The sequence below is a fragment of the Rhodococcus sp. IEGM 1381 genome, assembly GCF_030056795.1.
GTDB lineage: Bacteria > Actinomycetota > Actinomycetes > Mycobacteriales > Mycobacteriaceae > Rhodococcoides.
Map to the genome: position 1 here is coordinate 119,212 of NZ_JASHKQ010000008.1, position 24,158 is coordinate 143,369.

A 24,158-nucleotide genomic window follows, 5' to 3' on the forward strand; every position below is an offset into this window, starting at 1 on the left:
TTTGTGTGCCTATGCGAGGTACAGCCGTGCGCACGTTCGCTCGAAGAGCGCGCAACCGGCTGGACGTGTGGGGGTATGCGACACACCCGACCGCGGGGTGCAAGAGACCCGCGATAGCAGTACTGGAGCAGCAGCAGTACCGGGTGAGGAGCAGTGTTCTCTTGCTCCAACTGCTAGATCCCTGTTGATCGACACGAAGAAAGCCGGTTCATGCCAACTATCAACCAGCTGGTCCGCAAGGGCCGCACCGACAAGGTGCGGAAGCTGAAGACCGCTGCCCTCAAGGGAAGCCCTCAGCGTCGCGGCGTGTGCACTCGCGTGTACACAACCACTCCGAAGAAGCCGAACTCTGCTCTCCGTAAGGTCGCGCGTGTGCGCTTGACCAGTGCGGTAGAGGTCACTGCCTACATCCCCGGTGAGGGTCACAACCTGCAGGAGCACTCGATGGTGCTCGTTCGCGGCGGTCGTGTGAAGGACCTCCCGGGTGTGCGTTACAAGATCATCCGCGGCTCGCTCGACACCCAGGGTGTCAAGAACCGCAAGCAGGCTCGCAGCCGCTACGGAGCCAAGAAGGAGAAGAGCTGATATGCCACGCAAGGGCCCAGCACCCAAGCGGCCGCTGATCAACGACCCGGTCTACGGATCGCCGTTGGTCACGCAGCTCGTCAACAAGATCCTCCTCGACGGCAAGAAGTCGACCGCAGAGCGCATCGTCTACCAGGCGCTCGAGCAGGCTCGCGAGAAGACCGGCACCGATCCCGTCGTCACGCTCAAGCGTGCACTCGACAACGTCAAGCCGGCCCTCGAAGTTCGCAGCCGTCGCGTCGGTGGTGCCACCTACCAGGTGCCCGTCGAGGTTCGTCCCGGCCGCTCCACCACGCTGGCACTGCGCTGGCTGGTCACGTTCTCGCGCGCTCGTCGTGAGAAGACCATGGTCGAGCGTCTGGCGAACGAGTTGCTCGACGCCAGCAACGGCCTCGGTGCCGCTGTGAAGCGTCGCGAGGACACTCACAAGATGGCCGAAGCCAACAAGGCGTTCGCTCACTACCGCTGGTGATCTCCTCGCTCGGGCGGTACTCGGAACTATCCGATACCGCCGGAGCGTTGATCAGCTCAGGCAATACCTCTTCCAACACCAAGGCGGGTTAACTCGTGGCACAGGACGTGCTGACCGACCTACTCAAGGTCCGCAACATCGGCATCATGGCCCACATCGATGCCGGCAAGACCACCACTACCGAACGCATCCTCTTCTACACCGGTATCTCCTACAAGATCGGTGAAGTTCACGATGGCGCAGCCACCATGGACTGGATGGAGCAGGAGCAGGAGCGTGGCATCACGATCACCTCTGCTGCCACGACGTGCTTCTGGAACGACAACCAGATCAACATCATCGACACCCCCGGTCACGTCGACTTCACTGTCGAGGTGGAGCGTTCGCTCCGCGTCCTCGACGGCGCGGTCGCAGTGTTCGACGGCAAAGAAGGTGTCGAGCCGCAGTCCGAGCAGGTCTGGCGTCAGGCCGACAAGTACGACGTGCCCCGCATCTGCTTCGTCAACAAGATGGACAAGCTCGGCGCGGACTTCTACTACACCGTGCAGACCATCATCGATCGTCTCGGTGCCAAGCCGCTGGTCATCCAGCTGCCCATCGGCGCAGAGAACGATTTCGAGGGCGTCATCGACCTCGTGCAGATGAAGGCTCTCGTGTGGAGTGGCGAGACCAAGCTCGGCGAGAAGTACGAGATCGAGGAGATCCCGGAAAACCTCAAGGAGCGCGCGGACGAGTACCGCACCATGCTGCTCGAGACCGTGGCCGAGTCCGACGAAGCGCTTCTGGAGAAGCACTTCGGTGGCGAAGAGCTCACGATCGAAGAGATCAAGGGCGCCATCCGCAAGATGACGGTCAACAGCGAGCTGTACCCGATCCTGTGTGGATCCGCGTTCAAGAACAAGGGTGTTCAGCCCATGCTCGACGCGGTCATCGACTACCTCCCGTCTCCCCTCGACGTTGCCGAGACCATCGGACACGCCGTCGGCGACGAGGAGAAGGAGATCACTCGCAAGCCGTCCGCAGACGAGCCGTTCGCGGCTCTCGCGTTCAAGATCGCGACGCACCCCTTCTTCGGCAAGCTGACCTACGTTCGGGTGTACTCGGGCAAGGTCGACTCCGGCGCTCAGGTCATCAACTCGACCAAGGGCAAGAAGGAGCGTCTGGGCAAGCTCTTCCAGATGCACTCCAACAAGGAGAACGCGATCGCGACCGCGTCTGCCGGTCACATCTACGCGGTCATCGGCCTCAAGGACACCACGACGGGTGACACGCTCTGCGATCCGCAGAACCAGATCATCCTCGAGTCCATGAGCTTCCCGGACCCGGTCATCCAGGTCTCGATCGAGCCGAAGACCAAGTCCGACCAGGAGAAGCTGGGAACAGCCATCCAGAAGCTCGCCGAAGAGGATCCCACCTTCTCGGTGAAGCTGGACGAGGACACCGGCCAGACCGTCATCGGCGGCATGGGCGAACTGCACCTCGACATTCTCGTCGACCGTATGCGTCGCGAGTTCAAGGTCGAGGCCAACGTCGGCAAGCCTCAGGTGGCGTACCGCGAGACCATCCGCAAGACGGTCGAGAAGCACGACTACACGCACAAGAAGCAGACCGGTGGCTCCGGCCAGTTCGCGAAGGTCATCATCAAGCTCGAGCCTTTCGAGGGCGAAGACGGCGCGACGTACGAGTTCGAGAACAAGGTCAGCGGTGGCCGCGTGCCCAGGGAGTACATCCCCTCGGTCGACGCAGGTGCTCAGGACGCCATGCAGTACGGTGTCCTGGCCGGATACCCCCTGGTCAACGTCAAGGTCACACTGCTCGACGGTGCGTACCACGACGTCGACTCGTCGGAAATGGCCTTCAAGGTCGCCGGCTCACAAGCGTTCAAGGAAGCCGCCCGCAAGGCCAGCCCCGTAATTCTCGAACCCGTCATGGCCGTCGAGGTCATCACGCCCGAGGATTACATGGGTGAGGTCATCGGCGACCTGAACTCCCGCCGTGGTCAGATTCAGGCCATGGAGGAACGCAGCGGTGCCCGTATCGTCAAGGCACTGGTTCCGCTGTCGGAGATGTTCGGCTACATCGGAGACCTTCGGTCGAAGACGCAGGGCCGCGCTAACTACTCCATGGTCTTCGATTCGTACGCAGAAGTTCCCGCGAACGTAGCGAAGGAAATCATCGCGAAGGTCAACGGAGAGTAATTCTCTTCGTTTGCTGGACCACGCTCGACCTGTAATAAGTAACAACACATACGCGTGCTTGCCCCGCAGGGGTACGCACAGATCAGTCCAGGAGGACACACAGTGGCGAAGGCGAAGTTCGATCGGACGAAGCCGCACGTCAACATCGGCACCATCGGTCACGTTGACCACGGTAAGACGACGCTGACGGCTGCAATCACCAAGGTTCTGCACGACAAGTTCCCGGACCTGAACGAGGCATCGGCTTTCGATCAGATCGACAAGGCTCCGGAGGAGAAGGCTCGTGGTATCACGATCAACATCTCCCACGTCGAGTACCAGACCGAGAAGCGCCACTACGCGCACGTCGATGCACCGGGTCACGCCGACTACATCAAGAACATGATCACCGGCGCGGCTCAGATGGACGGCGCAATCCTGGTCGTGGCAGCAACCGATGGCCCGATGCCGCAGACCCGCGAGCACGTGCTGCTCGCCCGCCAGGTCGGTGTTCCGTACATCCTGGTCGCACTGAACAAGGCCGACATGGTCGACGACGAAGAGATCATCGAGCTCGTCGAGATGGAGGTCCGCGAGCTCCTCGCTTCGCAGGAGTTCGACGAGGACGCACCGGTCATCAAGGTCTCCGCACTCAAGGCACTCGAGGGTGACGAGAAGTGGGGCGCATCTGTCCTGGAGCTCATGCAGGCCGTCGACGATTCGGTCCCGGATCCCGTCCGTGAGACCGACAAGCCGTTCCTCATGCCCGTCGAGGACGTCTTCACCATCACCGGTCGTGGCACCGTGGTCACCGGACGTATCGAGCGCGGCTCGGTCAACGTCAACGAAGAGGTCGAGATCGTCGGCATCCGCCCCGGCTCGACCAAGACCACCGTCACCGGAATCGAAATGTTCCGCAAGCTGCTCGACTCGGGTCAGGCAGGCGACAACGTCGGCCTCCTCGTTCGTGGCATCAAGCGCGAAGACGTCGAGCGTGGACAGGTCATCATCAAGCCGGGCACCACGACTCCCCACACGGAGTTCGAGGGCAACGCTTACATCCTGTCCAAGGACGAGGGCGGCCGCCACACGCCGTTCTTCAACAACTACCGCCCGCAGTTCTACTTCCGTACCACGGACGTTACGGGCGTTGTGACCCTCCCCGAGGGCACCGAGATGGTCATGCCCGGTGACAACACCGAGATGTCCGTCACGCTGATCCAGCCGGTCGCCATGGACGTCGGCCTCCGTTTCGCAATCCGTGAGGGCGGTCGTACCGTCGGAGCCGGTCGCGTCACGAAGATCGTCAAGTGATCTAGTTTCACCCAGCTCTACTGAAGCGGCACCCACCTTCTGGTGGGTGCCGCTTTTGCGTGCGTGCGGCTGCGCCGCCCGCGTCAATGGACCATTGCACCGCTCAGACGTATGCAGTGGTTCATTCACGCGGTCCGAGGTGGCCACCCACAGTGGGTGAATGGACCCTTGCAGCGGTCGGACGTATGCAGTGGTCCATTGACGCGGTCCGAGGGCCCCGAAAAGTGGGACGCATCGGACGCGGCCGTCCCGTAACGTCGCTGCGGTGCTACTGACCGTGACTGCAAATGCCACAACCGATTTCCCGGACACCTCCGACATCGGGTATCTGTTGCACAAGCACCCCGATCGCGTGCTGAGCCGTAACCTGCCCATGGGTGCCGCGACGGTGCTGTATCCCGAGGTCTCGACAGAGCGCACCACCCTTGCAATCTTGCTCGACGGGGCCGACGAGAAAAATCCAGCGGCATCCGGGCTCGCGGTGGCTCTGTCTCGACTCTTCAAACAGACTCTCACCGGCGTATGTACCACTAGACCTGAACTGGTTTCTGCCGCAATCGATCTGACTGTGTCGATGCCTGCTGTGCCGTCTCGTGGTGCGACCGACCTCGCGTCACGGTTGTTCGGTCCCCTGGGATGGATCGTCGAGGCGACGGCCATTCCGCTCGATCCGACGCAACCGGAATGGGGCAACTCCGAATACATCGGTCTCGTTCTCACCGGCACGTTCACTCTGTCGGCAGCGCTGCGGCACCTGTACGTACTCCTACCCGTGCTCGACGACGCCAAGCACTACTGGGTGGGGGAGGACGAGGCAGACAAACTCGTTCGAGCAGCAGGGGATTGGCTCGGAGATCACCCCGAGTCGTCGTTGATCGCCTCCCGCTACCTGGCGCACCGCCGCGAACTCGTGGCCTCCGCGCTGGAGCGACTCGTCCCCGACGCGCGTGAGGACGATATGACCCCGCGAGATCCGACGTTGGCAGAACGGCGGGTACGCGCCGTACTGGCGGCGCTGAACGACGTCGGCGCGAAGTCGGTGATCGACCTGGGTTGCGGCGAGGGTCGTCTGCTGCGAGAACTGCTCGTAAACAGTGCTTTCGAGCGCATTGTCGGTGCCGACGTGAGTGATCGGGCACTCGTGAAGGCGCACCGCCGGTTGCGTCTGGACGACATGGCGGATCGACAGCGAACGCGCATCGAACTGCTCCAGTCGTCGGCCACCTACCGAGACGTGCGGTTGCAGGGATTCGACGCGATGGTGCTCATGGAGGTGATCGAGCACGTCGACCTCGATCGGCTCCCGGCGTTGGTGCGCTCGGTCTTTCGCGAGGCCCGTCCCCGGACGGTGCTCGTGACCACCCCGAACTCCGAGTACAACGCGCTGTATCCAGGGCTCGAACCGGGTGCCTTCCGTCATGTCGACCACCGATTCGAGTTCACCCGCGCCGAATTCGAGCAGTGGGCGTCATCAGTGGCCGACGGCCACGCCTACTCGGTTCGTTTCGATCGCATCGGCCCTGTCGACGACCGACTCGGTAGCCCCACCCAGATCGCAGTATTCACCAGAGAGGAGCAGTCCCGATGAGTACCTTCGATATTCCGGACCTGTCCCTCGTCGTACTCGTCGGCATCAGCGGCTCCGGTAAGTCGTCGTTCGCGGCGTCTCGGTTCGGTCCGTACGAGACGGTATCGAGTGATACCTGCCGAGGGATGGTCAGCAACGATCCCAATCTGCAGAGTGCGACCAAGGACGCGTTCGCCCTCCTCGAATTCCTGGTCGCGACCAGATTGCGGGCCGGCCTGCTCACTGTCGTCGACGCCACCAACGTGCAACCGGCCGCCCGCAAGGCGTTGATCGCGCTGGCCCGCGAGCACGACGTCCTCCCGGTTGCCGTAGTGCTCGATGTGCCGGAAGCAGTGTGCGCACAGCGCAACGCCGAACGCACCGACAGGACGTTCGGCCGAGATGTGTTGCGCCGCCAGCAGTCACAGTTGCAGCGGTCCATGCGGGGTCTGGCCAAGGAAGGGTTTCGTTCGGTTCATGTGCTGGACGGCGTCGATGCGGTGGCGTCGGCGACGTTCGTTCGTACGCCTCTGCGTAGTGATCGACGTGAGCTGACCGGGCCGTTCGACGTCATCGGTGATATCCACGGCTGTCTCGCCGAGCTCGAAAGCCTGCTCGCAGCATCAGGTTACTCGGTGGAGCGTGACGTGTTCGGTCGGGCGGTCGGCGCGACACCGCCGGACGGACGCACGGCGTTGTTCCTCGGTGACTACGTCGATCGTGGGCCCGACTCGGTAGGAGTACTGCGGCTGGTGATGGGGATGGTCGGTGCCGGTGCGGCGCTGGCGGTCCCGGGCAACCACGAGAACAAGCTCGTCAAGGCACTGCGAGGTCGGAAGGTGACGGCGTCGCACGGTCTCGCCGAGACACTGGAGCAGCTCGACGCCGAGCCGGAGGAATTTCGGCGCGAGGTCCTGGAGTTCTGTGACGGTCTCGTCGCGCACCTCGTGCTCGACGGCGGAAGGCTCGTCGTCGCCCACGCCGGTTTGATCGAGAAGTACCAGAATCGGGCGTCGGGCAGGGTTCGAAGCTTTGCTCTGTACGGCGATACCACCGGGGAAACCGACGAATTCGGCCTGCCGGTTCGGTATCCGTGGGCCAAGGACTATCGCGGGTCGGCGACGGTGCTCTATGGGCACACTCCGGTTCCGGAAGTGGAGTGGGAGAACAACACTGCGTGTCTCGATACCGGTTGCGTCTTCGGTGGCAAGTTGACTGCGCTGCGATACCCGGAGCGCGAGATCGTCTCGGTGCCGGCCGAACAGGTCTGGTACGAGCCGGCCCGTCCGGTGGGTGCATTCGTGAGAGATGCGGCGTCGCTCGATCTCTCGGACGTGATCGGGCCGACGGGTGTCGAGACGTACCTGCGTGGTCGCGTATCGATTCGGCCCGAGAATGCCGCCGGCGCATTGGAGGTGATGAGTCGGTTTGCGCTCGCTCCGCAGTGGCTGCACTATCTGCCGCCGACGATGGCACCGAGTAGAACGTCGGAGCGCGACGGGTACCTCGAGTATCCGACGGAGGCGTTCGACGCGTATCGGGCGCTCGGTGCGTCGGCCGTGATCTGCGAAGAGAAGCACATGGGCTCGCGGGTCGTCGTGGTGGTGTGTCGTGATGCCGACACCGCGCGGGAGAAGTTCGACGCACCGCAGGGAGTGCTCGGTACCGCGTACACCCGCACCGGTCGTCCGGTGTTCGACGAAGCTCTGACCGGACAGCTGATCTCAGGGGTGGCCGACGCGCTCGAAAAAGCCGGCGTGTGGAACGAATTGAATTCGCGCTGGCTGATACTCGACTGTGAACTGATGCCCTGGTCTGCGAAGGCGGAGGGGCTCATCAAGACCGAGTACGCCGCAGTTGCTGCGGAGTCTCGGGCAACTCTCGAGGCCGAAGCGGGTGTGCTTGCCCAGGCCGCGTCGCGCGGCCTGGACATGCAGGAACTTCGAGACCGGAACAGAATTCGTCAGGACAATCTGGTCGAGTTCACCGCTGCCTATCGGCGCTACATCTGGCCGACCGACGGGTTGAAGGGCATTCGGATTGCGCCGTTCCAGATGTTGGCGTCGAATGTCGGAACGTATGCGGATCGTCCGCACCAGTGGCACCTCGATCGCGCCGACCGCATGGTGACGGCTGCTCCCGAGGTGTTCGCCGCGACCCGTCGAATCGAGGTGGATCTAACATCGGCCGATTCGGTTGCGGCAGGAGAGAAGTGGTGGGAGGAGTTGACGGCGCAGGGCGGTGAGGGCATGGTCGTGAAGCCGGCCGAGAACAGTCCGCGCGGAAAGATGCAGCCCGGCATGAAGGTTCGCGGCCGAGAGTATCTGCGGCTGATCTACGGTGCCGACTACACCGACCCGGATCGGCTGACCGCACTGCGGAACCGGAACGTGGGACACAAGCAGTCGATGGCTCTGCGTGAATATGCACTCGGCATGGAGGCGTTGGACCGATCGGTGCGCAATGAACCGCTCTACAGCATCCACCAAGCGGTGTTCGCGGTACTGGCACTGGAATCGGAGCCAGTGGACCCGCGGTTGTGAGCGCAGGTACTGATCATCGAAGGCGCAGCACTCTGTGAGATCTCGAGTGTTGCGCCAACCCCAGCCTGGATCAATGTGGATTTCGGTCGCTCAGAGTGCAACAAAGGCGCATTGATCCGGACCAGGGGAGCATAGCGGGCACTAATTTTTCGGTGACCAGATTGGACTGATGCCGGCACTGATCGGTGCCGCGATTGCAGCGACTACCCCGATCGACGCCCACAAAGTCTGCGAGTCCAACAGCAGACCGCCGGCGAGACCGCAGACCGCAACCACGATGCCGCATCCGATCAGCAGCGCCGAGCCGACAGCGGCGTGCAACTGGCCGCGTCGGTTGGGGGCGCGGCGCCCATTCAGCCAAATCATCGTTCCGGTCGCTGCGAATACCAAGGGGACGTAGAAGTAGACAGAACTGTCACCGAGTTTCGAGGCGAAGGCGGTAACCACCAGTACCGCCCCGAATGCCAGAGGAACGGCGAGAGGCATTCCACCGGACCATCGCTCGAACCTACTGCGCGTCGATGCAACCATGTCCATACCGTACCGCCGGGACTGTTACCGCCGCTTGTCGACGTGCAACTGAATGCGGGTAGCGACGTACGTACCAGCGAGAGATTCGGCGACGAATGCGGCTCGTGATTCGGCCAGGGAGGTGAAGGCAACTACGTCGAAGTCTGCTGCGGCATAGACCGATACAGCGATGGTGGGCATGCCGCGATCATCGATCGCTGTTCCTCTGGCTCGTCGAACACCGTGAAATTCTGCCAACTCTGCAGCCACTCCCGAAGCAATGGCACCGAGGTCCACGTGCGCCGAGAAGTGTGGCTCCTCGATGACGCTTGCCGTTCCGGTCCGACGCGGAGAGAAGTTGCCGATCAGCAATACCAGAGCCACCACGACGGTCACTGCGACGGCGATCGCCAGTGTCGGCATCCAGAAACCCTGCTCCGGCAACTCCGCAATACGCGCACGGTCGAAGCGAGACAGCGTCTCTCGCGCCCAGGGCACGTCGTAGTGCCAGGCAAGGGCGAAGCCGCCTCCGGCCACGAGTACGAGCCCGGCGACGACGGCGAGAAGCCGATCCACCCCGGCGACGAACGTCTTCATCACGAGACCCTCGTCGGCGGCGCAGACGTGTGCTTCACCGTCGATCGCCGCCCGTCCGCGGTAACGGACAGCACCGGAGCAAGCGCTTCGCGCACGGCAGCGTCGACACTGTCGACATCGAAAGCGGGATCGCGCTGCACCCGCAGCTCGATCTTCTTTCGCGTGACGACGGTATGCGCGTCCGTGACTCCGCGGGTGGACTGCGCTGCAGCACTGCACAATCGAGCGATATCGGTGGGTGTTGCCCATACGGTCGGCGTCCCGCCGCCCAGGCCGGAATGAGTTCTCGTGCGTGGTTTGACTCCAACGAACACGAGTAACGACCCGACGACGGCGGCACCGATCGCGGCGGCGATCATCCAGCTCTGCCAGTGCAATCGGGCGACCCAGCCGATCGCGTCGGCGATCCACGGACTGCCGCCGATAGTTCCGTGCGCGATGAGGAACTCGCGGCCGGCAACGAAGGCCACGCCCAGCAGCAGGAATCCGAACAGCAGCGCCACCGGCATCGCGGCCGGACCTGCGGTGGGTGGACGGGGTGAAACAGTCTGCGAAGCAACATCTGTCGTGGGCGGGCGATCCGAACGATCCAGGGTGGTGTCGGAAACGAGCACGTTCACCCGATGCACGTGCAGTCCCGTCATCGTCGCCAGTGCTTCTTCGACGGCTGCGTGCCCAGCTTGGGTGACCTCGGTGATCTGCGACGGCCACCGGACACCGATGTAGAGGTTGACGGCAATCGTGTCCGCGCCGAGGGTGATGTCGGCGCGGGGGAGCTCTCGCCCGGTCAGTCGCGAGAGACCACCGGTGGTGCGGGTGACCCGAGGGTCTTTCAAGGCCGCGGCGATGGCGGTGCGGGAGATGGCCCGGTCCTTTATTTCCACGCTGCCGCGCGAACCGGGGTCGTCGCTGACCTCGTCGGATGCAGCCTGCGTCGTCACCGAGAATCCTTTGCGCCGGTCGCGGCTCGCTCTGGTGCGGCTCGCGCTCCACAACTGTAGTGACGACCGATGCCGGATGCCGTCATAGGAGTAATTGTTCCTGGCATACTGCGACTGTGTCGGAAATTGTGCGGGTGACCGCGTCGGATATCGCCTCGGCCGAGGAGCTGCTGGAGCCGGTCATGCGCCGGACCCCAGTGGTGGCCTCGCGAATTCTGTCGGACCTGACCGGCCACGAGGTACGCCTCAAATGCGAGAACCTGCAGCGCACCGGATCCTTCAAGCCACGCGGGGCGTACAACCGCATTGCCAGGCTCGACGCTGATCAACGCGCCCTCGGGGTGGTCGCGGCCAGCGCCGGCAACCACGCTCAGGGTGTCGCGTGGGCCGCGTCGCAAGTGGGGATCACCTCGACGGTGTTCATGCCGGTAGGCGTGTCGCTGCCGAAGCTGGTGGTCACCAAGGCATACGGAGCAACGGTGCATCTGGTGGGCAACACCGTGGACGAGGCGCTGAAGTCGGCACGGGAATTCGCCGAACGTACCGGCGCCACCCTCATCCATCCGTTCGATCATCTCGACATCGTCGCCGGGCAGGCGACGCTCGGTACCGAACTGCTGCAGCAGATGCCGGACGTCGGCACCATCGTGATCCCCACCGGCGGCGGGGGACTGCTGGCCGGTGTCGCCGCGGCAGTCAAGCTGAGCAAGCCCGATATAAGAATCGTCGGAGTGCAGGCAGAAGGCGCTGCCGCCTGGCCCGCGTCGCTGAAGGCGGGACACCCGATCGCGCTGGAATCGATGTCGACGATGGCAGACGGCATCGCGATCGGCCTGCCCGGATCGGTGCCGTTCGATCATGTGCAGGGCTGGGTGGACGACGTCGTCACCGTCAGTGAAGACGCTCTGTCGCGGGCTCTGGTGCTGTGCATCGAGCGCGCCAAACTCATCGTCGAACCAGCGGGCGCGGCTGCAGTGGCGGCGCTGATGACGCACTCGGCCGACGAGCTCGGTTTGACCGGCTCGGTGTGCGCCATTCTCTCCGGCGGGAACATCGATCCGCTGCTGCTCACCCACGTCATCACCCACGGTCTCCGGGCGGGTGGACGTTATCTCGCTGTGCGCGTGACCATTTCGGACCGACCGGGCGGGCTCACGGGAGTGCTCGGGGTGGTGCGCGACGCCGGCGCAAGTGTGGTCGACGTCGTCCACTCCCGCACGGGGGGACGGCTCGGCCTCGAGGAAGTCGACGTGATGTTGACCGTCGAGACACGCGGACCCGATCACCGAGGCTCTGTGCTCGACGCCCTGGGCGCGGCCGGGTATGCGGTGCACGTCGAGAACTGACCTCCCGGGCCACACGGGTGGCACTGGTACCTTGATCAGCGACCTGGACCAGGACATCAGTGGGAGATATTTGCATGGCTCGGCTCGTCGCGATCGTCTCCGCCGTCCTGGGAATTCTGCTGACGATCTCGATACCGCTGTTGCCGATCGAGCAGCAACAGTCCTCGTTGACCTGGCCGCAGAGCGACACTGTCGGCAATGTCGAGGCTCCGCTCGTCGGCTACACGCCGATCAGCGTCGACGCGACCGTCCCGTGTGACGCCGCGGCCAGGCTTGCCAGCGGCGGGATACTGCTGTCCACCTCGCCCAAGGGATCGCCCGACGCCTATCGGTACGGTCTTGTCGCGGAAGTAACCGGCGGTGAGGCGTCGCAGCTGAAGGTGACGCTGCGTGATTCGGTTCTCCTCGAGAAGCCGGTCTCGGAACTGAGCCCATCGACTGCGGGCGACTGCTCGTTGACGATCACCTCGAACGGCACCGCGACAACTGTCGGACTGACCGACGAAGACACCGCGACGCGTGACGGCGACGTCCGGCCACAGATGGTCGGCGTGTTCAGCGATCTTCAGGGAAGCATTCCCGGTCTGCAGCTGCAGGCCGAGCTGGACAGCCGCTTCTCCTCGACGCCGAGCATCCTGAAGTGGTTCGCGATGATCGTCGGCGTGCTCGCCACCATCGTCTCGTTGGTTGCGCTGCACCGCCTGGACCTGTCCGACGGCCGGCGCGCCCGACGGTTCCTCCCGCGTCGCTGGTGGACCTTCGGGCTGGTCGACGCGGTGGTGATCGGAACGCTGTTGGTATGGCACGTCATCGGCGCGAACACCTCCGATGACGGCTATCAACTCGGGATGGCCCGCACGGCCGATCATGCCGGGTACATGGCCAACTACTTCCGGTACTTCGGTGTGCCCGAGACACCGTTCGGCACACCGTTGTACGACATGTTCACCCTCCTCTCACACGTCTCGACCGCCAGTGTCTGGATGCGGTTGCCCACGCTGATCTGCGCCGTCGTCGCGTGGCTCGTCATCAGTCGTGAGGTGATCCCGCGGTTCGGTGCCGCCGCTCGCGCGTCGAAGACTGCGCTGTGGACCGGTGGTCTGGTGCTGCTCGCGTTCTGGTTGCCGTACAACAACGGGCTGCGACCGGAACCGTTTGTGGCCATCGGTGTGCTGCTGACGTGGTGTTCGGTGGAACGATCCATAGCGACCCGCAGGTTGCTGCCCGCAGCGGCGGCAATTCTGATCGCGGCATTGACGGTCACGTGCGCCCCGTCCGGATTCATTTGCTTCGCGCCGTTGATCGCCGGAGCCCGACCGGTGCTGCAGATCGTCGTCGGTCGCGCTCGCGAGTTCGGCAACAAAGCACTGGGCGCGGTCACACTGCTGGCCCCGTTGGTGGCGTCGGGCACGGTTGTACTGGTGTTCGCTTTCGGCAACCAGACCGTGGCAGGCATGCTCGAGATGCAACGTGTGCACACTGTGGCCGGGCCGAGTCAGGCCTGGTTCGACGAGTATCTGCGCTACCAGTGGTTGATGAACATGGACATCGACGGCTCGCTCGCGCGCCGGTTCGGGGTGTTCGTCATGATCGTCTCGCTGATCGCGGTGGTCGCGGTAATGCTGCGCAAGGGCGGCAAAATCCCTGGCACCGCAACCGGTCCCGCGCGTCGAATCGTGGGTATCACCGTCGGGTCCATGGCGCTGATGATGATCACCCCGACCAAGTGGACACACCATTTCGGAGTGTTCGCCGGTCTGGCCGCCTCGGTTGCGGTCTTGGCGGCCGTGGCGACCGGTGCCGCAGTGCTGCGCTCGCGGCGCAATCGACTGTTGTTCGCCGCAGCGGTGTCGTTCCTGCTGGCCGTCGCGTTCACCGGAACGAACGGCTACTGGTACGTCTCGGCGTGGGGAGTCCCGTTCTGGGACAAGCCGATTCTCGTCGCGGGCCTGGGCATCTCGACGATGTTCCTCGGACTGACGCTACTGCTGTTGCTCGCGGCCGTGTGGTTCCACCTTCGCGCGCCGTACGTCGGCACCGACAAGCCCTTGGCGCGTTGGTGGTCGGTGCCGCCGATCGCCGTCGCGGCCGCGTTGATGGTGCTACTGGCCGTGGCATCGATGGCCAAGGGCGCTGTGGCGCAGTGGCCGTCGTACTCGATCGCGAAATCGAACCTCTCGGCGCTGGCCGGGAACACGTGCGGGCTGGCCAACGACGTACTGCTCGAAACCGACCCCAATGCCGATGTGCTGCAACCGGTCGACGGCGACGCATTCGCCGCGCTGGCTGCAGACAACGACGGGTTCACCCCCGACGGCGTGGCGGGCGACCTCACCGCGGACAAGGAGGCCTCGGCGTCGGGCACCTCGAACACCGTCGATACCGAAGAACAACAGCAGCCGACGTCGTCGACCGGAGCCGGAACCGGGGGCAGCGCGCTTCCGTTCGGCTTGGACCCGGCAACCGTTCCGGTGCTCGGCTCGTTCGGATCCGACACCCCTGCTACGTTGACCACCGGTTGGTACGCGCTGCCGACCGATCCGGGCGATTTGATCTCCATCGCCGCTGCCGGACGCATCCGCTCGGTGAACTCCGACGGCATCGTCACCTACGGGCAGAGCCTCGAGCTCGAGTACGGCGTCGACGGCCGCGCGCAGGGACGGTTGACGCCGATCGACATCGGCCCGACGCCGTCGTGGCGCAACCTGCGAGTTCCAATGGATCAGATTCCCGCCGGCATCGACATGATTCGGCTTGTGCTCGCCGATACCGACCGTGATGCCGACCAATGGCTCGCGGTCACCCCGCCGCGAGTACCTCGCACCCAGACGTTGAACGACGTCGTCGGCCAGGAGACTCCCGTGCTGCTGGACTGGGAGGTCGGCTTCAACTTCCCGTGCCAGCATCCGTTCGACCACCGCGTCGGCGTGGCCGAGGTTCCGCAGTACCGGGTGCTCCCCGACCGCAGCGGTGCCGTCATCACCAATGCGTGGCAGGACCACTATGGCGGCGGACCGCTCGGATGGATCGACATCGTGGCCTCGGCCCGCACCATTCCGTCGTATCTGAAAGACGACTGGGACCGCGACTGGGGATCGATCGAGCAGTACACGCCGTACGACGAAACGGCCCAGCCGGCGCAGATCACCGCAGAGGACGTCCAGCGTTCGGGCCTGTGGACGCCGGGTCCCATCAAAACCGGTTAATCTCTAGGCGTTCGGGAGTCCTTATACCGACCAGGAATGAAACGGGGACAGGGCCATGGCGAACGCTATAGAAGTAGAGGATCTCGTACTCCGGTACGGAAAGAACGTCGCACTGGACGGGGTCGATTTCACGGTTCCCGAAGGGACGGTGCTGGGTGTGCTCGGCCCCAACGGGGCCGGAAAGACCACGGCAGTCCGGATTCTCGCCACCTTGCTCGAGGCGACGTCCGGTTCGGCGCGAATCTTCGGGCTCGATGTGGCCAAGCAGGCCAACGAGGTGCGCAGCACGATCGGATTGACCGGCCAGTTCGCGGCCGTCGACGAATACCTGACCGGATACGAGAATCTCGAGATGGTCGGCAGGCTGTTCGGACTGCGCAAAGCAGAGGCCAAGAAACGAGCCGGCGAACTGCTCGAGCGATTCGATCTGGACTACGCGCGCGATCGCACCGCCAAGCAGTACTCCGGCGGTATGCGTCGCCGACTCGACATCGCGGCCAGCCTGATCGGACGTCCGCGCGTGGTGTTCCTCGACGAACCCACCACCGGCCTCGATCCACGAAGTCGAATCACCATGTGGGAGTTCATCGCAGACCTCGTGCGCGACGGAACGACCATTCTGTTGACCACGCAGTACCTCGAAGAGGCCGACCGGCTGGCCGACTCGATCATCGTGCTGAACAAGGGCAAGATCATCGCCCGTGGAACTGCGGACGAGCTCAAGGCCCAAACCGGCGGTGAGCGAGTGGAATTCGTGCTCACCGATCGGTCCCAGGTGGATCGAGCCAAGCAGATTCTGGCCCCGATCGGCGTCGAGCCACCCACTTTCGACGAACAGGTGGGCCGGATCGTCATGCCCGTCAATGGAGGCTCGAAAGACCTGTCCACTGCGTTGGCCCAGCTCGACGCGGCGGACATCGGCGTGGTCGACGTCGGACTGCGGCGGCCCAACCTCGACGATGTGTTCCTGAGCCTGACCGGTCAGACCACCGGCGAGCCCGAGACGACGGAGGAAGAGAAATGAGCAACGTCTTCTTGGATTCCGCGATCATCACCAAGCGAAACCTGATCAAGCTCAAGCGAGTTCCCGATCTACTGTTCTTCGCGATGCTGTCGCCGATCATGTTCGTGCTGCTGTTCGCCTACGTCTTCGGCAGTGCCATCGACGTACCCGGCATCGACTACAAGAGCTTTCTGATGGGCGGCATCTTCGTGCAGACGATGATCTTCGGCGCCTCCCTCACCGGGTCCTCCTTGGCCGAGGATCTTCAGAAGGGCGTGATGGATCGATTCCGGTCGCTGCCGATGGCGCGCTCGGCCGTCGTTATCGGGCGCACCGCGGCCGATGTGGGCAACAACCTCGTCACCATCACGATCATGTCGATCACCGGACTCATCGTGGGCTGGCGCATCACGTCGTCGTTCTTCGACGCGCTGCTCGGCTACGTGTTGCTGCTGTTGTTCGCGTATTCGATCTCGTGGGTGATGGCGCTGGTGGGACTCACGGTGCGTTCGCCCGAGATCTTCAACAACGCGTCGTTCATCGTGATCTTCCCGTTGACGTTCATCGCCAACACGTTCGTGCCGATCGACAATTTCCCGAGCGTGCTCAAGACGATCGCAGAATGGAACCCGATCTCGTCGGTGACGTTGGCCGTGCGTGAACAGTTCGGCAACACCAATCCGATGGCACCGCCACCGGAGGTGTGGCCACTACAGAATCCCGTGCTCTACACCCTGATCTGGGTCGTGTTGATGCTCGTGGTGTTCGTGCCGCTGTCGGTCCGCAAATACCAGAAGACGATGACCGCCTGATGCGCACCGCGGCGGCGAGAACATGTGCACTGGCCGCCGCGGTGGCACTCGCGGGATGCGGCGCGAACGAACAGCCGTCCCACGAGCGATTCGACTACCAACTCGGCGCGGCGTACGACGTGCCCGGCGGTCTCGACACCGTCGTACGCGATTCCACCGCCGAGCCGCTGCCAGGCGCACTGTCGATCTGCTACGTCAACGGTCTGCAGACTCAGCCCGGAGCCGAGTGGAACCAGGACCTGCTGCTGCGTGATGCGGGCGGCGAGCTCGTGGTCGATCCGGACTGGCCCGACGAGCACATCCTCGACCCGAGTACACCCGAGAAGCGTGCAGCGATCGACGCGGTGATCGGGCCCGTCATCGAAGGCTGCGCTGCTCGGGGATTCGATGCCGTCGAAATCGACAACCTCGACAGCTGGACCCGGTTCCCGGATTCGATCGACGAGGATTCGGTACTGGCAATGGCGCGCCTGTATGCAGACCGTGCCCATGCGTCGGGCATCGAGATCGCGCAGAAGAACACCCCGGACGGAGCCGGTCGGATCAGGGACGACGTCGGATTCGATTTCGCCGTCGCCGAGGAGTGTCTCGCCTACGACGAATGTGGCTCGTACACTTCGGCATACGGATCTAGGGTGTACGACATCGAGTACACCGACAACCTCCCGGAGCCGTTCGATCGGTTGTGCGCCCGACGGGATCGGCCGTCCGTCACGATTCTGCGAGATCGTGGCCTGGTGTCCCCGTCCGATCCGGCGTACGTGTACGAACAGTGTTGAGTCACCCAGACGAATGCACCCCCGGCCGCTGAGCGGCCGGGGGTGCATTCGTCTGGGTGCAGGCTTACGTGTGGTAGGGCTCCGCGCTCACGAGCGTGACCTTCATGGTCTTGCCGTTGGGCAGCGTGTACTGACGGGTGTCTCCGACCTTCGCATCGATGAGCGATCCGCCAAGCGGCGACGCGGGGGAATACACCTCGAGCTTGCTGTCGCGGGCACCCTCTTCTCGGGTGGCGATCAGGAAGGTCTCGGTGTCCGACTCGTCGCCGTCGTAGTAGACCTTGACTACCGATCCTGGCAGTGCCACGCCGGACTGGGTCGGCGCTTCGCCGACCTTCGCGTTGTTGAGCAGTTCCTGCAGTTGGCGAATGCGTGCTTCCTGCTGACCCTGATCTTCGCGAGCAGCGTGGTAACCGCCGTTCTCCTTCAGATCGCCCTCTTCGCGACGCTCGTTGATCTCAGCGGCGATGACGGGGCGATTGGAAATGAGCTGGTCGAGTTCGCTCTTGAGCCTGTCGTGTGATTCCTGGGTCAGCCAGGTCACCTGGGTCTCGGTCATCTCGATCACTCCCTCGTAGTCGGAATCTCGATATCGATTCCGTTTTCTGAGCAGGTAGGGCACGCAACGAACAGGGGACTCCAATGGTTGGATCCCCTTGGTCGGCCCACATCCTGGAGCCGTCGTCATCGTTCGCAGGTGAACCCTGCCCGCAATGCAGCAATACACGGCACCTGTTCGGCGGCCGTGTATGACCCGACCTTACCACGAACAGGCAGTTCGCCTATCGAGCTCGTAAATAATCGGGAACATCGAGGCTGCAGCCGTAGACGTCACCGACGGCAGGCGCAGACGACGTCGTCACCTCGGTGGTCAGCTCCACGGTGCCGGACGAAGACTCCGGCGGGACGTACACCTCGCGCCTGCCCGTCTCGGAACCGTCGCGGGAGCGGACGCGGACGATGCACACGGCCGGCTGCTCGGGATCCTGTCGGGTGACGCTGAATCGAATGGACATCGTGGAGTCGTCGACGATGTCGAACGACAGCTGGCTGCCCTCGATGGGTTTGACCGAGAATTTGGAGTACGCGTAGTAGGCCACGCCCAGTCCGACCAGCAGAACCAGGGCCACCACTGCGATCTTCGTCGCACGTTTCGGGGCCTGCCGAATTCCGCTGGGACCGGAACCCGACGGGTACCTACCTGCGGGAAGTGCGTTGGTCATGGCCGCTCTCGGGGTCGATTCGGGGGTGCCGCTGGGGGCCTGTCGGCGTCAGGTGGAACTATAGGGCAGGCAAGAACCAGGCGAATCCGAGGTGAGGAAGAACGTGTCCGGACTGCGGCTCATGGCAGTACATGCCCATCCCGACGACGAGTCCAGCAAAGGTGCTGCGACGACGGCTCGCTACGCGGCCGAAGGACACGACGTACTGGTCGTCACTCTCACCGGTGGCGAGCGGGGCGACATTCTCAATCCAGCGATGGACATTCCGGGAGTGCACGAGCGCATCCACGAGGTCCGGCGCGAGGAGATGGCCGAGGCCGCTCGCTTCCTCGGTGTCCAGCAAACCTGGCTCGGCTTCGAGGACTCCGGATTGCCCGAGGGTGATCCGCTACCACCACTTCCGGAGGGCTGCTTCGCTTTGGTCCCGTTGGAGGTCTCCACCGAGGCGCTGGTCAAGGTCGTTCGCGAGTTCAAGCCGCACGTCATCACCACCTACGACGAGCGTGGCGGTTACCCGCATCCCGATCACATCCGCTGCCACGAGGTCTCGATGGCCGCGTGGGAGGCCGCGGGTGATCCCGAACGCTTCCCTGATGCGGGTGAGCCCTGGACCCCGCTCAAGCTGTACTACTCCCACGGCTTCATCCGTAAGCGCATGCAGCTGTTCCACGACTGGTTCATCGACCGCGGTGAAGAGAGCCCGTTCGTCGATTGGCTGAAGCGATGGGACGGCCAGCGCGACGAGATCATCGGCCGCATCACCACCCAGGTCACCGTCGGTGACTACTTCGAGCAACGCGACGACGCTCTGCGAGCGCACGCGACGCAGATCGATCCCAACGGATCGTTCTTTGCGGTGCCGCTGGACGTGCAGCGAAAGTTGTGGCCCACCGAAGAATTCGAGCTGGCTCGCACCCGGGTGGCGACGTCGCTGCCCGAGACGGACCTGTTCGCCGGAATCGAAGAGACCGACCGGTGATCGTCTCGATTCTCGCCCAGCAGCCCACCGGCCCCGAGTTCGGTAAGTCCTCGCCGATCGGGTTGGTGATCCTGGTGGCGCTTTTGGTCGGAACAGCCCTGCTGATCTGGTCGATGAACAAGAAGATCAAGCGGCTGCCCGCCACGTTCGAGAAGGAGGATCCGACGTTGGATCAGGCGCTCGACGAGGGCACCGATCGCGGCGGAATCGCCACCATCACCCCGGAACAGAGTTCGGCAAAACCTGCCGCAACCGACGAGCCCTGATGCTCGACGCACGCGCACTCGATACGAATGCGCTGGACGAGTCCACCAGCCCGTATCTGCGGCAACATGCGGACAACCCGGTGCACTGGCAGCAGTGGGGACCGCAGGCCCTGCAGTCCGCCCGCGATCGTGACGTTCCGATCTTGCTGTCGATCGGCTACTCGGCGTGCCATTGGTGCCACGTCATGGCTCACGAGTCGTTCGAGGACGAGACCACCGCGGCGCTGATGAACGAGAATTTCGTGTGCATCAAGGTCGATCGCGAGGAAAGACCGGACCTCGATTCGGTGTACATGAACGCCACCGTCGCGATGACCGGCCAGGGCGGGTGGCCGATGACCTGCTTCCTCACCCCCGAGACCGAACCGTTCTACTGCGGCACCTACTACCCACCGACCCCGCGGCAGGGAATGCCGTCGTTCGAGCAGCTGCTCACCGCAATTGCCGACACCTGGTCGACTCGCCGACAAGACGTGTTCGACGCGTCCGCCGCGATCGTCACCGAACTGCGCAAGCAGAGTGCCGGAATTCCGGCCGGCGGCCGACCGATCGACGCCGACTTTCTGGCCGCGTCCGTTGCGGCGATCTGCGCAGACGAGGACACCACCTTCGGCGGTTTCGGCCAGGCGCCGAAGTTTCCGCCGGGCGCACTGCTCGAGGGTCTGCTTCGGCACTACGAGCGCACCGGCAACGGTGAGGTTCTCGACGTGGTTCGACGTACCGCGTCGGCGATGGCGCGCGGGGGCATCTACGACCAACTCGGCGGCGGGTTCGCGCGCTACTCCGTCGATGCCGAGTGGATCGTCCCGCATTTCGAGAAGATGCTCTACGACAACGCATTGCTGCTCAGGTTCTACGCGCACGCAGCCCGGGTCGACGACGACCCTCTGATTCGGCGGGTGGCGTCGGACACTGCGGAGTTCATGCTCCGTGAATTGCGTACGGCCAACGGCTGTTTCGCGTCGGCGCTCGATGCCGATACCCAGGGCGTCGAGGGACTGACCTACGCGTGGACGCCGGAGCAATTGATCGAGACCCTCGGCTTCGAGGACGGGGTATGGGCCACGGGGTTGTTCGCGGTGAGCTCGGCAGGCACCTTCGAGGCCGGCATGTCGGTACTGCAACTGCCCGCCGAACCCGAGGACTACGACCGGTTCGCTAGGGTACGCCGGGCGCTGTCCGAGGCTCGTGCCATCCGGCCGCAGCCCGGCCGCGACGACAAGGTGGTCACCGCGTGGAACGGGTTGGCGATCACCGCGCTGGTCGAGGCCGGAATCGGGTTGAACACGCCGAAGTGGGTGGACGCGGCGGTCGAATGCGGTGAACAACTCTTCGCCGCGCACGTCGAATCGGGGCGGGTACGTCGCGCATCTCTCGGTAGCGCCGTGGGGGACGCCACCGGAGTGCTCGAGGACTACGCGTGTCTCGCCGTTGCCGCGGCAGCACTGTTCCAAGCCACCGGAGACTCGGTGTGGATCGAGCGCACGGTCTCGCTCCTCGATGCGGCGATCGAGCACTTCGCGGATCCGGACGACTCCGGCAGTTGGTTCGACACCGCCGACGACGCGGAGACGCTCGTGACCCGGCCCCGAGATCCCATCGACGGGGCCACCCCATCGGGAGCATCCACGATGGCCGAGGCATTGCTCACAGCTGCTGCTCTGGTCGATCACACATCCTCGGCGCGATACGGCGAACTGGCGGCGGCGTCGTTGGCGCGAGCGGCGTTGATCCTCGAGCGCGCGCCCAGGTCCGGCGGGCACTGGCTGGCGGTCGCCGAAGCATCCGCATCCGGCCCGATCCAGATCGCGGTGTCGATCGCGCCGGGTGGTGACCTGATGTCCGCCGCCCGACGATTGGCGCCGGGTGGTTCGGTTGTCGTTGCGGGCGAGACGGATTCGTCCGTGTTGCTGATGGACCGTCCGCCCGTCGACGGCCTCGAAACGGCGTACGTGTGTCGCGGCTTCGTCTGCGACCGTCCTGTGACTTCCGCCGAAGATCTGTCGTACGCATTGCAGAGATGACGAAGCTCGTCGATGCTTTTGCCCGAGAACAGTATGTTTGCGGGAACTTGTTCGGCCTGGGGCGGAAACTTCTATCAGTGGATCGACGGTGCGTGTCATGAGCGAAGGCGTCACCAGGACCAGTGTCGTGAGCGACGGCACCCTCGACCATGCGATCACCGACGAGCAGCGGGCGGCCGTGGCAGATTTCGTCGTGTCTGTCCCGATGGCGGCCATGGTCCACTCCATGCAGTACGAGGTGGTCGGTGCCAACACGCTGTGCGAAGAGGTACTCGGCTGTCCGGTGGAGGGCATGCTCGGTCGACCCGTGGCCGATTTCGTACCGCTCGGGGATCGTGCGTCGGCCAAGAACATGGCGATGCAGCTCGAGCACCGTTACCCCGCTGCCGGTTCACCCGATGTCGAGCGGCCGATCGGTGCCCTGCGTCGAGTACGGCGCAGCGACGGTGAGGTTGTCTCGTGCTGGATGCACGTCGGGATCTCGACCATCGCCGGTCGGCGGTTCATCGTCGCATTGCTCGACCTGGTCAATCCCGTCGTCGACGACACCGTGCACTGGCGCGATCGCGCCGAACGCGACGATCTGACCGGCCTGCTACGGCGGGGGCCGCTGTTGGCCCACGTCGACGAATGGGCTGTGGCCGACAGTCCGGTTGCCTTGGCCTTCGTCGATGTCGATCGGTTGAAGTCGATCAACGACGCACACGGTCATGCTGCCGGGGACGCTGTGCTCGAGGCAGCAGGACGTCGACTGCAGCAGTGGTCGCCGCGAGGCAGCGTCGTCGGTCGATACGCGGGTGACGAGTTCGTGTTCGCAGTGACGGACGGGGTCGGCGGCAGTGCGTTCGACACCACACGACTCGCGGAGTCGGTGAGGGCGGCGATCTGCAGCGAGCCGGTGCCGTTCGGATCTCGATTGCTCGGGGTGTCGGTCAGCGTGGGTGTGGCGGTGCGAGAACCCAACGAATCGAGCGAGCGGCTCATCCAGCGCGCCGACGAACTGATGTACCGAGACAAGGCATCCGGGCCCGCCTGACGGGTGCTCAGAACAAGACGAGCCACACCGCGATCAGATGGCAGGTCGCCGCCAATACCGTTGCGGCATGGAAGAATTCGTGATGGCCGAACGTCGTCGGCCATGGATTCGGCCACTTGGTGGCGTAAAGCACGGCCCCGACGCTGTAGAAGACGCCGCCTACGAGTAGTAGCAGAAACGGCGCGAATCCGATGTGGTCGATCAGTGTGGGTGCGACCGGAACTACTGCCCACCCGAGTAGCAGATACAGCGGGACGCCGACCCATCGGGGAGCGGTGGGCCACAACATCTTCAGAGCGACCCCGCCGAATGCTCCGGTCCACACGACGATCAGCAGCGTGCGTCCCGTCGATTCGGGTAGCCCCAGCACAGCGAACGGGGTGAAACTGCCGGCGATGAACAGGAAGATCATCGAATGATCGGCGCGCTTCATCCAGATCTGCGACGCCGTGGTCTTCCAGTGCACGCGATGGTAGGTGGCACTGACCCCGAACACTCCGCAGACGGTGATGGCATACACGCTCACGGCCACACCCGCACTGACCGAGACCATGCTGAACGCAAGCGTGACGAGCGTGATCGCACAGACCACCGCCACGCAGAACGCGTACAGGTGAATCCAACCGCGCATGCGAGGTTTGACGGGTATCTCGTCCAGCCCGAACATCGTCATCTCGATGACCTTTCCGTACTGCTGTCGAAAGCTACGCCACCGTAGGTTCAGACGCTACTGTACCGGCGGTCGGCTCGCGGGTGTCGGCGTAAGGTGATCCCGCAG

21 protein-coding genes are annotated in these 24,158 nt (G+C 64.0%); 15 read left to right on the top strand and 6 right to left on the bottom strand.

Going from position 1 to position 24,158, the window contains the following annotated elements; genetic code table 11:
- Positions 1-210: 210 nt before the first annotated feature.
- From rpsL to QM797_RS18090, 6 genes are all read left to right on the top strand, one after another.
- Positions 211-585: a 30S ribosomal protein S12 gene (rpsL, locus tag QM797_RS18065; RefSeq protein ID WP_072805599.1), complete on the top strand. Its 375-nt coding sequence runs from the start codon at positions 211-213 to the stop codon at positions 583-585.
- A 1-nt stretch (position 586) separates the two neighbouring features.
- Complete coding sequence (gene rpsG / locus QM797_RS18070; RefSeq protein WP_003941856.1) at positions 587-1,057, top strand: 30S ribosomal protein S7; 471 nt, start codon at positions 587-589, stop codon at positions 1,055-1,057.
- Between the two features lie 95 nt (positions 1,058-1,152).
- Positions 1,153-3,255 (top strand): elongation factor G, encoded by a 2,103-nt coding sequence (gene fusA / locus QM797_RS18075; RefSeq protein WP_283277057.1) that lies wholly within the window; start codon positions 1,153-1,155, stop codon positions 3,253-3,255.
- Positions 3,256-3,357: 102 nt separating this feature from the next.
- Entirely contained in the window at positions 3,358-4,548 is a 1,191-nt protein-coding gene (gene tuf, locus QM797_RS18080; RefSeq protein WP_283277058.1) for an elongation factor Tu, read from the top strand.
- Positions 4,549-4,825: 277 nt separating this feature from the next.
- On the top strand, positions 4,826-6,136 hold the full coding sequence (locus QM797_RS18085) for a 3' terminal RNA ribose 2'-O-methyltransferase Hen1 (RefSeq protein WP_283277059.1): 1,311 nt from the start codon (positions 4,826-4,828) through the stop codon (positions 6,134-6,136).
- Entirely contained in the window at positions 6,133-8,658 is a 2,526-nt protein-coding gene (locus QM797_RS18090) for a polynucleotide kinase-phosphatase (RefSeq protein WP_283277060.1), read from the top strand. The genes QM797_RS18085 and QM797_RS18090 overlap by 4 nt, the downstream gene beginning before the upstream one ends.
- Before the next feature lie 141 nt (positions 8,659-8,799).
- Here QM797_RS18090 and QM797_RS18095 read toward each other — a convergent pair whose 3' ends face one another.
- The 3 genes from QM797_RS18095 to QM797_RS18105 are packed head-to-tail and all read right to left on the bottom strand — an operon-like array spanning position 8,800 to position 10,706.
- Positions 8,800-9,189: a hypothetical protein gene (locus QM797_RS18095; RefSeq protein WP_283277061.1), complete on the bottom strand. Its 390-nt coding sequence runs from the start codon at positions 9,187-9,189 to the stop codon at positions 8,800-8,802.
- A 24-nt stretch (positions 9,190-9,213) separates the two neighbouring features.
- Entirely contained in the window at positions 9,214-9,765 is a 552-nt protein-coding gene (locus tag QM797_RS18100; RefSeq protein ID WP_283277062.1) for a hypothetical protein, read from the bottom strand.
- Positions 9,765-10,706: a DUF6286 domain-containing Asp23/Gls24 family envelope stress response protein gene (locus QM797_RS18105; RefSeq protein ID WP_283277063.1), complete on the bottom strand. Its 942-nt coding sequence runs from the start codon at positions 10,704-10,706 to the stop codon at positions 9,765-9,767. The genes QM797_RS18100 and QM797_RS18105 overlap by 1 nt, the downstream gene beginning before the upstream one ends.
- A 182-nt stretch (positions 10,707-10,888) precedes the next feature.
- Here QM797_RS18105 and ilvA point away from each other — a divergent pair, with 182 nt between their 5' ends.
- The 5 genes from ilvA (at position 10,889) to QM797_RS18130 (ending at position 17,852) form a co-directional block, all read left to right on the top strand.
- A complete protein-coding gene (ilvA, locus tag QM797_RS18110) occupies positions 10,889-12,052 on the top strand; it encodes a threonine ammonia-lyase (RefSeq protein ID WP_283277106.1) in 1,164 nt (387 codons plus the stop codon).
- Positions 12,053-12,126: 74 nt separating this feature from the next.
- A complete protein-coding gene (locus tag QM797_RS18115) occupies positions 12,127-15,258 on the top strand; it encodes an arabinosyltransferase domain-containing protein (protein WP_283277065.1) in 3,132 nt (1,043 codons plus the stop codon).
- A 55-nt stretch (positions 15,259-15,313) separates the two neighbouring features.
- Positions 15,314-16,282, top strand: coding sequence for an ATP-binding cassette domain-containing protein (locus tag QM797_RS18120; RefSeq protein WP_283277066.1), 969 nt, complete (start codon positions 15,314-15,316; stop codon positions 16,280-16,282).
- Positions 16,279-17,073, top strand: a complete 795-nt coding sequence (locus QM797_RS18125; protein ID WP_121873348.1) for an ABC transporter permease — start codon at positions 16,279-16,281, stop codon at positions 17,071-17,073. The genes QM797_RS18120 and QM797_RS18125 overlap by 4 nt, the downstream gene beginning before the upstream one ends.
- Positions 17,073-17,852: an endo alpha-1,4 polygalactosaminidase gene (locus tag QM797_RS18130; RefSeq protein ID WP_283277067.1), complete on the top strand. Its 780-nt coding sequence runs from the start codon at positions 17,073-17,075 to the stop codon at positions 17,850-17,852. The genes QM797_RS18125 and QM797_RS18130 overlap by 1 nt, the downstream gene beginning before the upstream one ends.
- 64 nt (positions 17,853-17,916) lie before the next feature.
- Here the strand turns inward: QM797_RS18130 and greA are convergent, their stop codons facing one another.
- Positions 17,917-18,411, bottom strand: coding sequence for a transcription elongation factor GreA (gene greA / locus QM797_RS18135; RefSeq protein ID WP_008714076.1), 495 nt, complete (start codon positions 18,409-18,411; stop codon positions 17,917-17,919).
- Between the two features lie 223 nt (positions 18,412-18,634).
- Complete coding sequence (locus tag QM797_RS18140; protein WP_283277068.1) at positions 18,635-19,075, bottom strand: DUF4307 domain-containing protein; 441 nt, start codon at positions 19,073-19,075, stop codon at positions 18,635-18,637.
- 103 nt (positions 19,076-19,178) lie between these two features.
- Here QM797_RS18140 and mca point away from each other — a divergent pair, with 103 nt between their 5' ends.
- The 4 genes from mca to QM797_RS18160 all read left to right on the top strand — a co-directional run bounded on the left by mca (position 19,179) and on the right by QM797_RS18160 (position 23,380).
- Positions 19,179-20,054: a mycothiol conjugate amidase Mca gene (gene mca, locus QM797_RS18145; protein ID WP_283277069.1), complete on the top strand. Its 876-nt coding sequence runs from the start codon at positions 19,179-19,181 to the stop codon at positions 20,052-20,054.
- On the top strand, positions 20,051-20,320 hold the full coding sequence (locus QM797_RS18150; RefSeq protein WP_283277070.1) for a hypothetical protein: 270 nt from the start codon (positions 20,051-20,053) through the stop codon (positions 20,318-20,320). The genes mca and QM797_RS18150 overlap by 4 nt, the downstream gene beginning before the upstream one ends.
- Positions 20,320-22,344 (top strand): thioredoxin domain-containing protein, encoded by a 2,025-nt coding sequence (locus QM797_RS18155; RefSeq protein ID WP_283277071.1) that lies wholly within the window; start codon positions 20,320-20,322, stop codon positions 22,342-22,344. The genes QM797_RS18150 and QM797_RS18155 overlap by 1 nt, the downstream gene beginning before the upstream one ends.
- Positions 22,345-22,441: 97 nt before the next feature.
- Entirely contained in the window at positions 22,442-23,380 is a 939-nt protein-coding gene (locus QM797_RS18160; protein ID WP_283277072.1) for a sensor domain-containing diguanylate cyclase, read from the top strand.
- A 7-nt stretch (positions 23,381-23,387) separates the two neighbouring features.
- Here the strand turns inward: QM797_RS18160 and trhA are convergent, their stop codons facing one another.
- Positions 23,388-24,053 carry a PAQR family membrane homeostasis protein TrhA gene (trhA, locus tag QM797_RS18165; protein WP_283277073.1) on the bottom strand — a complete coding sequence of 222 codons (666 nt, stop codon included), beginning with the start codon at positions 24,051-24,053 and terminating at the stop codon, positions 23,388-23,390.
- Positions 24,054-24,158 lie beyond the last annotated feature (105 nt).

What these genes read in the sequence shown, in the direction of transcription:
- rpsL (WP_072805599.1), top strand. Translation starts at nt 211, where the DNA reads ATGCCAACTATCAACCAGCTGGTCCGCAAGGGCCGCACCGACAAGGTG.
- rpsG (WP_003941856.1), top strand. Translation starts at nt 587, where the DNA reads ATGCCACGCAAGGGCCCAGCACCCAAGCGGCCGCTGATCAACGACCCG.
- QM797_RS18090 (WP_283277060.1), top strand. Translation starts at nt 6,133, where the DNA reads ATGAGTACCTTCGATATTCCGGACCTGTCCCTCGTCGTACTCGTCGGC.
- QM797_RS18095 (WP_283277061.1), bottom strand. Translation starts at nt 9,189, where the DNA reads ATGGTTGCATCGACGCGCAGTAGGTTCGAGCGATGGTCCGGTGGAATG.
- QM797_RS18100 (WP_283277062.1), bottom strand. Translation starts at nt 9,765, where the DNA reads ATGAAGACGTTCGTCGCCGGGGTGGATCGGCTTCTCGCCGTCGTCGCC.
- ilvA (WP_283277106.1), top strand. Translation starts at nt 10,889, where the DNA reads ATGCGCCGGACCCCAGTGGTGGCCTCGCGAATTCTGTCGGACCTGACC.
- QM797_RS18115 (WP_283277065.1), top strand. Translation starts at nt 12,127, where the DNA reads ATGGCTCGGCTCGTCGCGATCGTCTCCGCCGTCCTGGGAATTCTGCTG.
- QM797_RS18120 (WP_283277066.1), top strand. Translation starts at nt 15,314, where the DNA reads ATGGCGAACGCTATAGAAGTAGAGGATCTCGTACTCCGGTACGGAAAG.
- QM797_RS18125 (WP_121873348.1), top strand. Translation starts at nt 16,279, where the DNA reads ATGAGCAACGTCTTCTTGGATTCCGCGATCATCACCAAGCGAAACCTG.
- QM797_RS18130 (WP_283277067.1), top strand. Translation starts at nt 17,073, where the DNA reads ATGCGCACCGCGGCGGCGAGAACATGTGCACTGGCCGCCGCGGTGGCA.
- greA (WP_008714076.1), bottom strand. Translation starts at nt 18,411, where the DNA reads ATGACCGAGACCCAGGTGACCTGGCTGACCCAGGAATCACACGACAGG.
- QM797_RS18140 (WP_283277068.1), bottom strand. Translation starts at nt 19,075, where the DNA reads ATGACCAACGCACTTCCCGCAGGTAGGTACCCGTCGGGTTCCGGTCCC.
- QM797_RS18155 (WP_283277071.1), top strand. Translation starts at nt 20,320, where the DNA reads ATGCTCGACGCACGCGCACTCGATACGAATGCGCTGGACGAGTCCACC.
- QM797_RS18160 (WP_283277072.1), top strand. Translation starts at nt 22,442, where the DNA reads ATGAGCGAAGGCGTCACCAGGACCAGTGTCGTGAGCGACGGCACCCTC.
- trhA (WP_283277073.1), bottom strand. Translation starts at nt 24,053, where the DNA reads ATGACGATGTTCGGGCTGGACGAGATACCCGTCAAACCTCGCATGCGC.